The organism is Sphingomonas sp. ASV193 (genome assembly GCF_040203355.1).
Taxonomy (GTDB): Bacteria; Pseudomonadota; Alphaproteobacteria; order Sphingomonadales; family Sphingomonadaceae; genus Sphingomicrobium.
Map to the genome: position 1 here is coordinate 204,505 of NZ_JBEHBW010000001.1, position 15,278 is coordinate 219,782.

General features: G+C 69.9%; 15 protein-coding genes. 6 read left to right on the plus strand and 9 right to left on the minus strand.

Annotated features, from left to right (window positions below; genetic code table 11):
- Nucleotides 1-8: 8 nt before the first annotated feature.
- The 4 genes from rapZ to ABDK56_RS01155 are packed head-to-tail and all read right to left on the minus strand — an operon-like array spanning nt 9 to nt 3,631.
- Nucleotides 9-923: an RNase adapter RapZ gene (gene rapZ / locus ABDK56_RS01140; RefSeq protein ID WP_349806232.1), complete on the minus strand. Its 915-nt coding sequence runs from the start codon at nt 921-923 to the stop codon at nt 9-11.
- A complete protein-coding gene (locus ABDK56_RS01145) occupies nt 920-1,366 on the minus strand; it encodes an HPr kinase/phosphorylase (protein ID WP_349806233.1) in 447 nt (148 codons plus the stop codon). The genes rapZ and ABDK56_RS01145 overlap by 4 nt, the downstream gene beginning before the upstream one ends.
- Nucleotides 1,363-2,937: a sensor histidine kinase gene (locus tag ABDK56_RS01150; protein ID WP_349806234.1), complete on the minus strand. Its 1,575-nt coding sequence runs from the start codon at nt 2,935-2,937 to the stop codon at nt 1,363-1,365. Before ABDK56_RS01150 ends, ABDK56_RS01145 begins: the two co-directional genes overlap by 4 nt.
- Nucleotides 2,906-3,631: a response regulator transcription factor gene (locus tag ABDK56_RS01155; protein WP_349806235.1), complete on the minus strand. Its 726-nt coding sequence runs from the start codon at nt 3,629-3,631 to the stop codon at nt 2,906-2,908. The genes ABDK56_RS01150 and ABDK56_RS01155 overlap by 32 nt, the downstream gene beginning before the upstream one ends.
- A 183-nt stretch (nt 3,632-3,814) precedes the next feature.
- Between ABDK56_RS01155 and ABDK56_RS01160 the strand changes: the two genes are divergently transcribed.
- Together ABDK56_RS01160 and ABDK56_RS01165 are read left to right on the plus strand one after the other, a co-directional pair.
- Entirely contained in the window at nt 3,815-5,410 is a 1,596-nt protein-coding gene (locus ABDK56_RS01160) for a phosphoenolpyruvate carboxykinase (RefSeq protein WP_349806236.1), read from the plus strand.
- Nucleotides 5,411-5,450: 40 nt separating this feature from the next.
- Nucleotides 5,451-6,440, plus strand: a complete 990-nt coding sequence (locus ABDK56_RS01165; protein ID WP_349806237.1) for a YihY/virulence factor BrkB family protein — start codon at nt 5,451-5,453, stop codon at nt 6,438-6,440.
- A 4-nt stretch (nt 6,441-6,444) separates the two neighbouring features.
- Here ABDK56_RS01165 and ABDK56_RS01170 read toward each other — a convergent pair whose 3' ends face one another.
- A complete protein-coding gene (locus ABDK56_RS01170) occupies nt 6,445-6,888 on the minus strand; it encodes an NfeD family protein (protein ID WP_349806238.1) in 444 nt (147 codons plus the stop codon).
- A 3-nt stretch (nt 6,889-6,891) separates the two neighbouring features.
- Nucleotides 6,892-7,851 (minus strand): SPFH domain-containing protein, encoded by a 960-nt coding sequence (locus tag ABDK56_RS01175; protein WP_349806239.1) that lies wholly within the window; start codon nt 7,849-7,851, stop codon nt 6,892-6,894.
- 63 nt (nt 7,852-7,914) lie between these two features.
- Between ABDK56_RS01175 and ABDK56_RS01180 the strand changes: the two genes are divergently transcribed.
- From ABDK56_RS01180 to ABDK56_RS01195, 4 genes are all read left to right on the plus strand, one after another.
- Entirely contained in the window at nt 7,915-8,742 is an 828-nt protein-coding gene (locus ABDK56_RS01180; protein ID WP_349806240.1) for an HpcH/HpaI aldolase/citrate lyase family protein, read from the plus strand.
- A gap of 8 nt (nt 8,743-8,750) precedes the next feature.
- The gene (gene guaB, locus ABDK56_RS01185; RefSeq protein WP_349806241.1) at nt 8,751-10,226 is read left to right on the plus strand and encodes an IMP dehydrogenase; all 1,476 of its coding nucleotides are present in this window, start codon (nt 8,751-8,753) and stop codon (nt 10,224-10,226) included.
- 143 nt (nt 10,227-10,369) lie between these two features.
- The gene (locus tag ABDK56_RS01190; protein WP_349806242.1) at nt 10,370-11,536 is read left to right on the plus strand and encodes an RsmB/NOP family class I SAM-dependent RNA methyltransferase; all 1,167 of its coding nucleotides are present in this window, start codon (nt 10,370-10,372) and stop codon (nt 11,534-11,536) included.
- Nucleotides 11,537-11,562: 26 nt separating this feature from the next.
- Entirely contained in the window at nt 11,563-12,051 is a 489-nt protein-coding gene (locus ABDK56_RS01195; protein ID WP_349806243.1) for a tetratricopeptide repeat protein, read from the plus strand.
- Here the strand turns inward: ABDK56_RS01195 and rsmA are convergent.
- From rsmA to ABDK56_RS01210, 3 genes are read right to left on the minus strand one after another with little or no spacing between them, the layout of a single operon-like run.
- Nucleotides 12,032-12,865: a 16S rRNA (adenine(1518)-N(6)/adenine(1519)-N(6))-dimethyltransferase RsmA gene (gene rsmA, locus ABDK56_RS01200; RefSeq protein ID WP_349806244.1), complete on the minus strand. Its 834-nt coding sequence runs from the start codon at nt 12,863-12,865 to the stop codon at nt 12,032-12,034. The genes ABDK56_RS01195 and rsmA overlap by 20 nt on opposite strands.
- Entirely contained in the window at nt 12,862-13,881 is a 1,020-nt protein-coding gene (gene pdxA, locus ABDK56_RS01205) for a 4-hydroxythreonine-4-phosphate dehydrogenase PdxA (protein ID WP_349806245.1), read from the minus strand. The genes rsmA and pdxA overlap by 4 nt, the downstream gene beginning before the upstream one ends.
- 9 nt (nt 13,882-13,890) lie before the next feature.
- Nucleotides 13,891-15,258, minus strand: a complete 1,368-nt coding sequence (locus ABDK56_RS01210; protein ID WP_349806246.1) for a peptidylprolyl isomerase — start codon at nt 15,256-15,258, stop codon at nt 13,891-13,893.
- Between the last annotated feature and the right edge of the window lie 20 nt (nt 15,259-15,278).

The window sequence follows — 15,278 nt, forward strand, 5'->3', positions numbered from 1 at the left end:
CGCTTTTGTCACTTTCGCGCGGTTTTTCGAGCCGCCGACTGCCTCTCGACCGTATCGCTCGGAGGCGAAGCGAGGTCGCGGTGGCGGACATTCGGCGAAAATCCCGCGCGGCGCAACCGTTCCGCGATCTCGACCGCCGCTGCGACCGAGCGGTGGCGGCCGCCGGTGCAGCCGAATGCGACGGTGAGATAGCTCTTGCCCGCCGCCCAGTAGCGCGGGACCAGATCGCGCACGAGGGCCTCGATCCGCTCGATCGTCGGCGCCCAGCCGGGATCGGCGGCGACATGGGCGCGCACCCGCGGATCCTCGCCGGTCAGCGGGCGGAGCGTCTCGTCCCAGTGCGGATTGTCGAGGAAGCGCATGTCGAACACCAGGTCGGCGGTGCGACTGATCCCGCGCGCGAAGCCGAACGAGGCGATGGTGATGACGGGCTTGTCGAGCTCGCCGCCGTAGCGGGTGACGAGCTCGTCGCGAAGCTCGACCGGGCTGAGGTCGGTGGTATCAAGCACGGTATCGGCGATCCGCCGGAGGCCAGCGGTCGCGCCGCGTTCGCGCGCGATCCCATCCTCGGCGGGGCGATCCTCGGCCATCGGGTGGCGGCGGCGAGTCTCGTCATAGCGACGGCTGAGCTCGGCGCCCGACGCGTCGAGGTAGAGGATCTCGGGAGTTACCCCCTCGATCGAGCGGACCAGTGCGGGCAGCGCGGCGGGATCGAAGCCCCGGCTGCGCATGTCCATCCCGACCGCGACCGGGGCCGTGCGCCCGGGCTCGCCATGGACGAAGCCGTCGAGCAGCGCGGTGGGGAGATTGTCGACGCAGTCCCAGCCCATGTCCTCGAGGATGTCGAGGACGGTCGATTTTCCCGCCCCCGACATGCCGGTGACGACGAGGAGGCGAGGGAGAGGCGGCGGGGTCGGGCTCACCCGCCGGATTTGGTGCCAAGACGGTCGAGTGCCAAGGCCACCTTGGAGGGGGCCGAGGCGGTCAGCGCGTCGACGCTGATCAGCGGCACCCCGATCCCGAGCACCGGGCGTTCGCGGCTGTCGTCGGGCAGGCGGCGGATGTCGCTGGTCAGTTCGACGAACAGCGCGACCGGGGCTTCGTCGACGGTCGGCATGTCGACGATGCCAATGCCGCGGATCTCGAGCTTGCCCCTGATCGTCGGCGGGGCGCTGGCGACCAGCCGCTCGCCGGTCTTGCGGACGATCGTCTGGTCGTCGCTGACGAGGGTGAAGCCGCGATCGAGCAGGCGGAGCGCTAGGTCGGACTTGCCCGACCCCGACGGCCCGCTGATCAGCACCGCGCGGCCGTCCTCGCCGACGACGCACGAGGCGTGGAGCGTTTCCGAGCTGAGCCGCAGGTTCATCGCGGGTCCGCCGCCGGAAGGGTGATGGTGAAGCGGGCCCCGGAAGGCGCGTCGTCTCGGTCGGTCACGTCAATCTCCCCGTCATGGCCTTCGACGATCGCCCGGGCGATGGCAAGGCCAAGCCCCGAGTGGCGTCCGAAATCCTCCGTTTCGGGTCTTACTGAGTGAAACCGGTTAAAAATCGCTTCCCGTTGCTCGGGCGGGACCCCGGGGCCCTCGTCGTCGATGCGCAGCTTGACCTGCTCGCCGACCCGGCTGACGACGATCTCGACCAGCCCGCCGGCAGGCGAGAAGCTGATCGCATTGTCGACGATATTGTCGATCGCGCGGGCCAGCCGCGACGGTTCGCCGAGCACTTCGGCGCTGCCCTTGCGCGGACGGGCGAAGGCGAGGCGGACGTCGCCGGTGGTGCGATTGGCTTCCCACGCCTTGACCAGCCGCTCCACCAGTTCGCCGACGTCGATCGGCTCGAACCTGGCGCGGGCGAGCTCGGCGTCGGTCCGCGCAGCCTCGCCGACGTCGCCGATCAGCCGGTCGAGCCGGAGCACGTCCTGCCGGACGACGTCGAGCAGCCGCTGGCGGAGCGCGGGATCGTCGACCTTTTCGAGGCTGTCGACCGCGCTTCGGAGCGACGCGAGCGGGTTCTTTAGCTCGTGGGTGACGTCGGCGGCGAACGCCTCGATATTGTCGATCCGCTGGCGCAAGGACTGGCTCATGTCGCTGATCGAGCGGGCGAGCAGCCCGATCTCGTCGCGGCGCGAGGGGAGCCGGGGAACCCGCACCTCGCGCGCCCGGCCGAGCCGGACCCGGTGCGCGGCGCGCGCGATCATCCGCAGCGGGCCGACGATCGTCCGCGCCAGCCACAGCGACAGGCCGATCGACAGCGCGGCGGCGACCAGCATGACATAGCCGAGCGACGCGCGCTCGGCGCGGATCAGGCGGGTGAAATCGCGATCGTTGGCCATGATCAGCACTACCGACCCGTCCTGGAGCCGCGCCGCGCTGGTCAGGATCGGCGTGAGATCGGGCGCTTCGCGGACCATGTGCTGGGGCTGCCCGGTCCGCGCGGCGGCGACGCCCTCGCTCCAGTTGCCGAGGACATCGGTCGCGGCCGGAGCGTAGGGCTTGAGATAGCCGTCGCGGGTGAGCGCGTTGAACCCGCGATCGAGCAGGCGTGCGGCCTCCTTGGTCCACGGCTGGCTCTTGGGATCGCGCAGGGTGAAGGTCGGACCGGTGGTGGCCCAGCTGTCGATCAGCAGTCGGCCGTCGGGGGCGTAGAGCCTGATCCGGTTGCCCGTGATCCGCCCGATCCGCGCCATTGTCTCGATCTTCGCGGCGCGGTCGACGTCGCTCAGCGCTTCCGAGGCGAAGCTGGCCTGCCCGGCGATCCGCGCCATTCGCTCGTCGAGAAGCCGGTCGCGGAACTGGTCGAGCGTGCCGATCCCGAAGGCGACGAACAGCAGGGTGATGAGGTTGGTCGCGAGCAGCCGCGTGGCGAGCGTGCGCCCCGCGCGGAACGGCGGCAGCGCCGTGCGCGCCTCATTCTTCGCCGAAGCGGTAGCCGACGCCATAGAGGGTCTCGATCGATTCGAAGTCGCCGTCGACCGCGCGGAACTTGCGGCGGATGCGCTTGATGTGGCTGTCGATGGTGCGGTCGTCGACGAACACGTCGTCTTGGTACGCGATGTCGAGCAGCTGGTTGCGGCTCTTGACCACACCCGGACGCTGGGCGAGCGCTTCGAGCAGCAGGAATTCGGTGACGGTCAGGACGACGTCCCTGCCGTCCCAGCGGACCTTGTGCCGGGCGGGGTCCATCATCAGCCGCCCGCGCTCGATCGGCGGGGCGTCGGCGGCGGCGGCCTCGGCCTGCGCGGGACCGCCGCGCGCCAGCTCCTGCCGGCGCAGGATTGCGCGAATCCGCGCGATCAGCAGCCGCTGGCTGAACGGCTTGGCGATATAGTCGTCGGCGCCCATCGCCAGCCCGAGCGCCTCGTCGAGCTCGTCGTCCTTCGAGGTGAGGAAGATCACCGGCATCGCCCCGAGCGCGCCGCCCGCCTCGCGCACCCGGCGAAGCAGCTCCATTCCGTCCATCTGCGGCATCTTGATGTCGAATACGCCGAGGTCGGGCGCGCTGTCGGAGAAAGACTTGAGCGCCGCCGCCCCGTCGGTGAACACGCGGGTGACGAATCCTTCGGACTGGAGCGCGATCGACACCGAGGTCAGGATGTTGCGGTCGTCGTCGACCAGCGCGATCACGCTGTTCATCGCCCGCGCTTCATCGACTGCGTCCCATCGCGAACCGCGTTTAACAGTCGCGGCGGGCGTGGCAAGCGATGCGCTCGCGCCGTGGCCTTTGACCCGTCACGATGGCGCCTATATAGGCCGCTGCATACGTATGCGAAGACGCTTTTTGGTAGCGTTATCAAAAACTTACGGGAGTCGATGGTTATGGCACGCGTTCCGGCCTATGGTCTTGATCGCCAAGGGTTTTCCACCGCCGCGGCACTGCACTGGAACCTCACGACCGCGCCGCTGGTCGAGGCGGCGGTGGCGCGCGGCGAGGGCGAGCTGACCGCGCACGGCGCGCTGCTGGTCGACACCGGCAAATTCACCGGGCGGAGCGTCAAGGACAAATATATCGTCCGCGATGCCGAAACCGAGGCGACGATCAATTGGGGCGCGATCAACCAGCCGATGGCGCCCGATCATTGGGCGGCGCTGAAGGCCGACTTTCTGGCCGGGCTTGCCGAGCAGGGCGAGCTCTACGTCGCCGACCTCTACGGTGGGTCGCAGCCCGAATATCGGGTCAACGTCCGGGTCATCAACCAGATGGCGTGGCACAATCTGTTCATCCGCACGCTGCTGGTTCGACCCGAGGCGGACGAACTGGCGGGCTTCGTTCCCGACTACACGATCATCAACCTGCCGAGCTTCAAGGCCGATCCCGAACGCCACGGCTGCCGCAGCGACACGGTGATCGCGGTCAACTTCACCGAAAAACTGATCCTCATCGGCAACACCGAATATTCGGGTGAGATGAAGAAGGGGGTGTTCGGGCTGCTCAACTACCTGCTGCCCGCCAAGGGCGTGATGCCGATGCACTGCAGCGCCAACATCGGTCCCGACGGCAAGAGCGCGATCTTTTTCGGTCTGTCGGGGACCGGCAAGACGACCCTGTCGGCCGACGCCAGCCGGACACTGATCGGCGACGACGAGCATGGCTGGTCGGACCAGGCGGTGTTCAACTTCGAGGGCGGTTGCTACGCGAAGATGATCAACCTGTCGGCCGAGGGCGAGCCCGAGATCTACGCGACCACGCGGATGTTCGGCACGATCCTCGAGAATGTCGCGATGGACGAGACGACGCGCGAGCTCGACTTCACCGACGCGAGCAAGACCGAGAATACCCGCGGTGCCTACCCGATCGAATTCATCCCCAACCACTCGGACGACAACCTCGGCCCGGCGCCGTCGAACGTCATCATGCTCACCGCCGACGCGTTCGGCGTGCTTCCGCCGATCGCGCGGCTGACCGCCGACCAGGCGATGTATTATTTCCTGTCGGGCTACACGGCCAAGGTCGCGGGCACCGAGATCGGCGTGACCGAGCCCGAGGCGACCTTCTCGACCTGTTTCGGCGCCGCCTTCATGCCGCGTCATCCGAGCGTCTACGGCAATTTGCTCAAGGAGCGGATCGCCAAGGGCGGGGCGCAGTGCTGGTTGGTCAACACCGGCTGGACCGGCGGGCAGTACGGTACCGGCAAGCGGATGCCGATAAAGGCGACCCGCGCGCTGCTCAACGCCGCGCTCGACGGGAGCCTCGCCAACGTCGAGTTCCGCCGCGACCCCAATTTCGGGTTCGACGTGCCGGTCGCGGTCCCGGGGGTCGACACCGCCATCCTCGACCCGCGCTCGACCTGGGCCGACCAGGACGACTACGACCGGACGGCGAAGAAGCTGGTCGACCTGTTCGTCGCCAACTTCGGCCAGTTCGAAACCCACGTCGACCAGGGCGTTCGCGAGGCGGGGCCGATCGCTGCCTGAGGCGACGCATCCTTCGCCCGGCTGAACGGTTGGGCGATCGATGGCTCGCTCTCCCCGTTCGCCCGCGCCGCCTGCACGCCGCGCCGAGACCGCCTATCGCGCGAAGGGCGGCGTAAGGCGAGCCGCGTCGGGCAAGGGCGCGAAAACGAAGGAGGGCGGCAAGCGCGCGCCGAAGGCCAGTCGCGGCGCGACCGACCTGAGCCGCGCCGAATGGCTGTCGGTGCTCAAGCAGGTGTGGCGCAAGTGGGGCATCCACGACCTCCCGCTGCTGAGCGGCGGGGTCGCCTTTTTCGGCTTCCTCGCACTGGCCCCGATGATCGCGGCGACGGTGCTGGTCTACGGGCTGGTTGCCGACGTCTCGACCGTCGAGCGGCACGTCGCCGGGCTGCTCACGGTCGTCCCGCCGCAGGCCGCGTCGCTGATCGAGCAGCAGCTCCTGCAGGTGGTGAGCGCGAGCAAGACGGCGACGGGATTCGGGCTGGTGCTGGCGATCGGCTTCGCTGTCTACGGCGCGATGCGCGCCGCCAGCGGCCTGATGTCGGCGCTCAACCGGATCTATTCGCAGATCGAGCGGCGCGGCTTCGTCGCGCTTACATTCCGAGCCGTGCTGCTGACCCTTGCGGGGGTCGGCATTGGCCTGACCGGGGTGCTGAGCGGAATCGGCCTGACATGGCTCGGCGGGGCGGCGAGCCGCATTCTCGGGGGCATCTCCGCGCCGCTGCTCGCGCTCGGATCGCCGCTCCTCGCGGTGGCGCTCGGCGCGGGCGGGTTCGCGCTGATCATGCGCTACGGGCCCGACCGCGCGCCCGCGCCGTGGCGCTTCATCTGGCCGGGCGCGCTCGCCGCGACGCTGGTGTGGCTGCTCGCGACGGTCGGGTTCGGCCTCTACGTCGCGCATGTCGGCAATTACAGCGCGACCTACGGCTCGCTCGCCGCGGTCGTCGTCATCCTGATGTGGCTCTACCTCAGCGCCTACGCGCTGCTGGCGGGCGCCCTGCTCAACGCCGAGCTCGAGCGCGCGGCGGGCTGAGCGGTCAGACGCGCGGCGGCGCCTCGACCGTCAGGCAGTTGCCGTCGACGCCGGTGATGACCACTGTCTCGCCCGCCGCGGCGGGTCCGCCGCGTGCGCTCCATTCGCCGTCGCCGACCTTGACCCGGCCGCCATTGGCATCGACCGGGTCGACCACTTTCACGCTGCGGCCGACCATGCGCTGGGCGCGCTCGTTGAGGAACGGGTCCGTGTTGGGCGTGTTCGGCCTGGCGTAGAAGCGCTTGCCGACCAGCACCGCCAGCGCCGCGAGGATCGCGAAGAGCACGACCTGCGCGGTGAGCCCGAAACCCATCGTCAGCGCGGCGAGTCCGGTCGCGACCGCGGCGACGCCGATGAAGAACAGGAAAAAGCCCGGCGCGATAACCTCGGCGATCAGCAGCACCAGCCCGCCGATCGCCCAAGCCCATCCATAATCAAGTCCGAACATCGCTTATCTCCTCGGAACGCTGCGTGTCGGCGCCGGTGCCGTAGGCGGCGAGCCATCGCGGCCGAGGGCATCGCGGGCCAGTTCGCCGATGCCGCCGAGCGTCCCGATCAGCTGGGTCGCCTCGACCGGGAACAGGATCGTCTTGGCGTTGGGCGAAGTGGCGAAGGCGCCGATCGCCTCGACATATTTCTGCGCGATGAAATAGTTGATCGCCTGGCTCGATCCGCCCTCGATCGCGTCGCTGACCGCCTTGGTTGCATTGGCCTCGGCCTCGGCCGAGCGCTCGCGCGCCTCCGCGGCGCGGAAGGCGGCTTCCTTGAGGCCTTCGGCCTGGAGGATATTGGCCTGCTTCTCCCCCTCCGCGCGAAGAATTTCCGACTGCCGCATGCCCTCGCTCTCGAGGATTGCGGCGCGCTTCTCGCGTTCGGCCTTCATCTGGCGGGTCATGGCGGTGACGATGTCGGCCGGCGGACGAATGTCCTTCAACTCGACGCGCGTGATCTTGACCCCCCAGGACTCGGTCGCCTGGTCGACCACCGCGAGCAGCCGGGCGTTGATCTCGTCGCGCTTCGACAGCGTCTCGTCGAGGTCCATCGACCCCATCACCGTGCGCAGGTTGGTGGTCGAGAGTGCCATGATCGAAGAATAGAGGTCGAACACTTCGTAGGCCGCCTTGGCCGCGTCGAGCGTCTGGAAGAACACCACCCCGTCGACCGCGACCATCGCATTGTCCTTGGTGATGATCTCCTGCCCCGGGATGTCGAGCACCTGCTCCATCATGTTGACCTTCTGGCCGACGCGATAAAAGAAGGGCGCGATGAAGTGGAAGCCGGGCTCGGCGGTGCGGACGTAGCGACCGAAATGCTCGATCGTGTAGCGATAGCCCTGGCGGACGATCTTGACCCCCATCATGATGTAGATGGCGACGAGCACGACCAGCACGAGCAGGAATAGTGGCAGCATGAAATCCCCCCTTATTGGGCGCCATGATGACAAGGGTCGGGCCGCCGCAAAAGGAAAATCGGCGTGACTGGCGCATTCACCAATCGCCCCGCGCTGTTGTTCCTGCCCGCCAGCAACGACCGTGCGATCGACAAGGCACAGGGCGCGCTCGATCCCGACATGGTCATCCTCGACCTAGAGGACGCGGTGCGCGACGCCGACAAGGCCGCGGCGCGCGACGCGGCGGTGGCGGCGGTCGCGACGCGCTGGCGCTGCCCGGTCGGGATCCGGGTCAACGGGGAAGGGACGCCGTGGCACGCCGACGATGTCGCGGCGGTCGGGCGAAGCGCGGCGAACTTCGTCGTCGTGCCCGTCGCCGAGCGGGCCACGACGCTCGCCTCGGTCGGCGCGGCGGTGGGCAAGCCGTTGCTGGCGATGGTCGAAAGCGCGCTCGGGGTGCTCGAAGCGCGCAAGCTCGCGGCCTCGGCGGCGGGGCTGATCGTCGGCACCAACGACCTGCGCGCCGACCTTGGCGTGCCCGAAGGGACGGGGCGAAGCGCGCTCCAGGTCGCCTTGCAGTTGACGCTGCTCGCCGCGCGGGCGGCGGCTATTCCGGCGTGGGACGGGGTCTACAACCGGATCGACGATGCCGAGGGGTTCGCGCGCGAGGCGGGCGAGGGGCGGTCGCTGGGCTTCGACGGCAAGTCGCTGGTCCATCCTTCCCAGATCGCGCCGTGCCGCGTCGCCTGGGCGCCCAGCTCCGCCGAGGTCGAGCGCGCGCGGCGGCTGGTCGCGGCGTTCGAGGGCGGGGCCGAGCGGTTCGAGGGCGCGATGGTCGAGGCGATGCACGTCGCGGCGGCGCGCGCGCTGCTCGATCGCGCCGGGGTTGGCGAATCGGCGCGGTCTGCATAAAGGCCGCTATGGCCGCGCATCTCCACGACGATATCCCCCTCGGGCTCACCTTCGACGACGTCCTGCTCCAGCCGCTCGAATCGAGCGTGCTTCCGACCGGGACCGACACCTCCACCCTTCTGACCCGGGCGATTCCGCTCAAGATCCCGATCCTCTCCTCGGCGATGGACACGGTGACCGAGGCCGACATGGCGATCGCGATGGCGCAGCTCGGCGGGATCGGGGTGCTTCACCGCAATCTCGATACCGACCAGCAGGCGGCGGCGGTGCGCGCGGTCAAGCGGTTCGAAAGCGGGATGGTGGTCAACCCGATCACCATGACCCCAGACCAGACGCTGGCCGAGGCGCTCGAGCTGATGCGGGTCCACCGGATCAGCGGCATCCCGGTGGTCGAGGCGTCGGGCAAGCTTGCCGGAATCCTCACCAACCGCGACGTCCGCTTCGCCGAACATGCGCGCCAGCCGGTGCGCGAGCTGATGACCGCCGACAATTTGGCGACGGTGCGCGAGGGCGTCGGGCAGGACGAGGCGCGGCGGATCCTTCACCAGCGGCGGATCGAGAAGCTGCTGGTGGTCGACGGCGAGGGGCGCTGCGTCGGGCTGATCACGGTCAAGGACATCGAGAAGGCGGTCGCCAGCCCGCACGCGACCAAGGACGAGCAGGGGCGGCTTCGGGTCGCGGCGGCCTCGACCGTCGGCGATGCCGGATTCGAGCGCGCCGAGGCGCTGATCGAGGCGGGCTGCGACTGTATCGTGATCGACACCGCGCACGGCCACAATCGCGACGTCGGCAAGGCGGTCGGGCGGGTCAAGGCGCTGTCGAACGCGGTGCAGGTGGTCGCGGGCAACGTCGCCACCGCCGAGGCGACGCGCGCGCTGATCGATGCCGGGGCCGACGCGGTCAAGGTCGGGATCGGGCCGGGCTCGATCTGCACCACGCGGATCGTCGCCGGGGTCGGAGTGCCCCAGCTGTCGGCGATCATGGCCGCGGCCGAGGCGGCGGCGGCGAGCGGGGTGCCGATCATCGCCGACGGCGGGCTGCGCACCTCGGGCGACATGGCCAAGGCACTCGCCGCCGGGGCCTCGACCGCGATGGTCGGCTCGCTCTTGGCAGGAACCGAGGAAGCGCCTGGCGAGACCTTTCTCTACCAGGGCCGCGCCTACAAGTCGTATCGCGGCATGGGCAGCGTCGGGGCGATGGCGCGCGGGTCGGCCGACCGCTACTTCCAGCAGGAGGTCAAGGACAGCCTCAAGCTCGTGCCCGAGGGGATCGAGGGTCGGGTGCCGTTCAAGGGACCGGCCAAGGACATCATCCACCAGCTGGTCGGCGGAGTCCGCGCGGCCATGGGCTACACCGGCAGCGCGACCATCGCCGAGCTCCAGCAGCGCGCGCGGTTCGTGCGGATCACCAACGCGGGGCTTAGCGAAAGCCATGTCCACGACGTGTCGATTACCCGCGAAGCCCCGAATTATCCGACAAGATGAGCCGCCGAGACTAGCGCGAATGGAGCAAAGCGAATGAGCGCTAGTCGAGAGACGGCGAGCTCCGGACGGCCTGCCGCGAAAGCGGACAGGACCGACGGCGCGGATTTGCTCCGCGTCGGCCCTTCGTCTTCCGACCCCACCCCATGACTCCTGCCGCGCGAGTCCAGGCCGCGATCGAAATCCTCGATTCGGTCATCGCGTCGGCGCGCGACGACGGCCCGCCCGCCGACGGGCTGGTCACCACCTATTTCAAGGCGCGCCGTTACGCCGGGTCGAAGGACCGGCGCGCCGTTCGCGAACTTGTCTATCGCGCGATCCGCGCGGCGGCCGAGACTCCCGCGAGCGGCCGGGCGGCGATGCTGGCGTTAGGCGATGACGAGGTCGAGGCGCTGTTCGACGGCTCGGCGCATGGCCCGGCGCCGATCGCCGACGGCGAAGCGCGCGCGATGCCGGGGCTGCTGCCCGGCTGGATCGAGCCCGAGCTTTCGCCGCTCATCGGGCGCGACGAGTGGCCGGCGCTGCTCGAACGCGCGCCGCTCGACCTGCGGGTTAATGCCGCGCGGGGCGAGCGCGAGACGCTGGCGCGCGAGCTCGACGCCGCGCCGACCCGGCTCAGCCCGTGGGGCCTGCGCCTGCCGCCCGACCGGCGGATAGACCAGGAGCCGGCCTATCTCGACGGGCGGATCGAGGTGCAGGACGAGGGAAGCCAGCTCATCGCGCTCGCCTGCGCGCCTGCCGACGGGCAGACGATCCTCGATCTGTGCGCGGGGGCGGGGGGCAAGGCGCTTGCGCTTGCGGCGGCGGCGCCGGGCGCGACGATCGTCGCCAGCGACACTAACCGCGCGCGGCTTTCGAAGCTCGCGCCGCGCGCTACGCGCGCCGGGGCGGCGATCGAGACGCTGCTGCTCGACGGCGGGCGCGAGGCGCGGCAACTCGCCGATCACGAAGGCCGGTTCGACACGGTGCTCGTCGACGCGCCGTGCAGCGGGTCGGGGACGTGGCGGCGCAATCCCGAGGGGCGCTGGCGGCTGACTCCCGACCGGCTGGCGAAACTGGTCGAGCTCCAGCGCCACGTGCTCGACCTCGCCGCGCCGCTGGTGAAGCCCGGCGGCGCGCTGGTCTACGCGACCTGTTCGATCCTCGCGCGCGAGGGCGCGGGACAGGCGGACGAATTCTTAGGACGCCATTCAGCTTGGCAGGCGCAGGATGCGCTTGCGGTCGGACGGGTCGACGGTCCCGGGCGGCTGCTGACCCCGGGGCATGACGGGACGGACGGCTTTTTCGTCGCGCGCTTCGTCAGCCCGTGCTAGGTCGGGCTCGATATCTGGAGAAAATCATGCGTTTTTCGCCGCTTCTGCTTGCTTTCGGACTGGCCGCCTCGACGATGTCGGGCGTGGTATCGGGGCAGAAGCCCGACGACCAGATCGCGCCCCGATCGGTCGAACTGACCGCGGCGGGCAATGCGCTGCTGGCGGCGGGGAAGTATCAGGCGGCCGAGGACCAGCTGGAGACCGCGCTCGCGGTCGACCCGAAGAACCGCGCGGCGTTCGTCGCGCTGGCCCGAGTGTCGGTCAAGGAACGGCTGTACGGCAACGCCATCCGGCTGACCAACAAGGCGCTCGAGATCGACCCGACCGACCGCGACGCGCTCGGGGTGCAGGGCGAGGCGATGGTCGCGATGGGCGCGCTTCCGCGGGCGCGCGAGACGCTCGCCAAGCTGCAGAAACTGTGCGTATCGGGCTGTCCGCAGGTCGCCTCGCTGAACGCGGCGATCGCGCGCGGTCCGGCGGCGATGCCCGCCCCGGCTACCTCGAAAAAGGACTGAGCGCCCGCGCCAGCGCGACATAGTCGCCAACACTGAGCGTCTCGGCGCGGCGCTGCGGATCGATGCCGAGCGTCGCGAGCGCCACGATCGCGCCCGGCACCCCTTTTAGCGACTGGCGAAGCATCTTGCGGCGCTGGCCGAAGGCGGCGGCGGTGAGCCGTTCGAGCACTGCCGGATCGACCCCCTCGGGTTGATCGGCGGGGACGATGTGGACTACCGCCGAGGCGACCTTGGGCGGGGGAACGAACGACGAGCGGTGGACCGGCATCGCGATCCGGGGAGCCGAGCGCCACTGGGCGGCGACCGCGAGCCGGCCGTAGGCCGAGGTGTCGGGCCGCGCCACGATCCGCTCGGCCACCTCCTTCTGGAACATCAAAGTGAGCGAGCGCCACCACGGCGGCCACGCCTCGCCGCCGAGCCAGCCGAGCAGCAGCGCGGTGCCGACATTGTAGGGCAGGTTGGCGACGATGTGCGCGCCTTCGCCGACCTCGGCCGCCGCGTCGATGGCAAGCGCGTCGCCCTCGATCAGGCGAAGCTTGCCGGGATGGTCGACCTCGAGTTCGGCGAGCGCAGGGAGGCAGCGCGAATCGCGTTCGACCGCGACCACCGAGGCGCCGGTGTCGAGCAGCGCGCGGGTCAGCCCGCCGGGGCCGGGGCCGACTTCGAATACGCGGTCGCCGGGCCCGATGCCGGGGATGGCGGCGATCCGCGCGAGCAGCTGGCGATCGAGGATGAAATTCTGGCCGAGCGCCTTGCTGGCGGACAGGCCGTGGCGGGCGATCAGCTGGCGAAGCGGCTCGGGCGTGTCGCTCATGCCGTGGCGGGCTGGCGGCGCGCGGCGCAGCTCGCGGCGAGCCGGATCGCCGAGGCCATCGCCAGCGGATCGGCGCGGTCGAGCCCGGCGATGTCGAACGCGGTGCCATGGTCGGGGGCGGTGCGGACGATCGGCAGCCCGAGCGTTATGTTGACCCCCTCGTCGAAGTGGAGCGCCTTTAGCGGGATCAGCGCCTGGTCATGGTACATGCACAGCGCCGCGTCGTAGCGCGCGCGCGCCGCCGCGTGGAACATGGTGTCGGCCGAATGCGGGCCGGTGACGTCCCAGCCGTCGGCCCGCAGCGCCTCGATCGCGGGGACGATGATCTCGATTTCCTCGCGGCCGAGCGCCCCGCCTTCGCCCGCGTGGGGGTTGAGCCCGGCGACCGCGAGGCGCGGCTCGGCGATCCCGAAGCTCTTTTGCAGCCCGCGAAGCACGGTCCGCCCGCGCGCTTCGATGAGCTGCGGCGACAGCCGCGGCGCGACCTCGGCGAGCGCGATGTGGGTCGTCACCGGCACCGCGCGGAGGCTCGGCCCGGCGAGCATCATCGCCACGTTCGACGCGGCGATCCCGCAGCGTTCGGCGACGAACTCGGTCTGGCCGGCGTGGCTGAACCCGATCGCGTAGAGCTGCTGCTTGCTGACCGGGCCGGTGACCACCGCCGACGCCGAGCCCGATCGCGCCAGCCCGACCGCGAGTTCGAGCGAATCGAGCGAGCAATGCGCGCCGGCGACGGTGGGGACGCCGGGAACATCGGCCTCGGCCGCGCCGACCGCGAGCAGCGGCAGCCCGAGGTCGAACGCGCTGTCGGCTTCGCGCGGGTCGTCGATCGCGGCGATCGGCCCGTCCCACACCGCCGCGAGGCTGCGCGGGTCGCCGATCGCGACGAACGGCGGGAGGCCGAAGCGATGGCGGTGGTCCCAGCACTTCGCGACCACCTCTGGCCCGATCCCGGCGGGATCGCCGAGCGAGACGGCGAGCGGCCGGATTGCGATCGAACGGGCGGCCGCGATCACGCGCGGCGCCTAGCGATAGTCGATGATCGCGTCACGCCGCAGGTCGCGCAGGTAGCGGCGCGACCGGGTGTTGACCCGCTGCTCGTTGAGCTGGGCGTAGACCTCGTCGTAGGTCGGCAGCTTGCTCGCGACCTGGTCGCGACCGCACAGCAGCAGGACGCGCACGCCGTCTTTCAGGTCGCCGAACGGCTGGGTCGCCTGCCCGATCTGGAGCGGGAGCATGATCTGCTGAAGCGCGGGGGGAAGGTCGCGCATCTGCACCTGGTCCGACTGGACGACGCTGCCGTGAAAGTCGCTGGCGAGCTTGTCGGCGCCGCCGCAGCCCCCGACCTGGCGCGACGCCGCGGCGAACGCCTCGACCCGCTGGTTGGCTTCCTTTTCCGAGGTGCCGGCGGGGAAAGCGATCGACACCTGCTTGAGGTTGAGCACCGCGTCGCGCGGGTCGTCGACGAGGATCCGGCGGGTCTGCTGGACCGCGAGGATCGAATAGCCGCCGGTGACCTCGATCGGGCGCGACACCGCTCCGTCCTTCATCTCGTGAAGCGCGGCCTCGAGCGGGGCGGGGAGCTGTTCGGGACGCACCCAGCCGAGATCGCCGCCGACCGCCTGGGTCGAGGCTTCCGAATATTGCCGCGCGAGCGAGGGGAACGACGCCCCCTGTTGGAGCGCCTGGAGAATCTTGTCGGCGTTGGCGCGGACCTGGTCGCGGTTGGCGCTGTTGGCCGACAGGAAGATCTCGCTGACGTGGAATTCCTCGGTGCCCTTCGAGGCCTCGAGCTTGTCGATCACCGCCTTGACCTCGTCGTCGCCGACGCTGATCCCGCTCTCGATCTTGGCGTCCTGGAGCTGGCGCCACGCGAGCTCACCCTCGATCTGGCGGCGCAGCGTGGCGATCGACGAGCCCGCCTGGGTCAGCATGTCCGCGAGCTGGTCGGGGGTCCGCTTGACGTTGTCGGCGACCCGCTGGACCGCGCGATCGATGCTTTCCTTCTTGATCGTGATGTCTTCGTGCTTGGCGGCCTGGATCTCGAGCGATTCGTCGACGAGGTTGCTGAGCACCTGCTGGCGAAGCTGTTCGAGCTGGTCGGGCGACAGCGTCTGGCCGTTGGCCATCTGCTGGAGCGCGACCCGCTGGTCGATGTCGCTCTGGGTGATGACCTCGCCGTTCACCAGCACCGAGGCCTTGACCACCGACGGCAGCGGGGTGCCGAACAGCTTGGGCGCCTCGGGCAGCGCGAGGCCGGCGGCGCTGTTCGACGGCGGGCCGTTGGGCGCGGTCTGCGACCAGGCACCGGCGCCGATCGCCGCGATCGCGGCAAAGCCGAGCAACTTCGCCGTCGCCGGCCTGAAACCCTTGTCCATCTTCTTGGTCGACACAGCTTAATCCTTGAAAATCC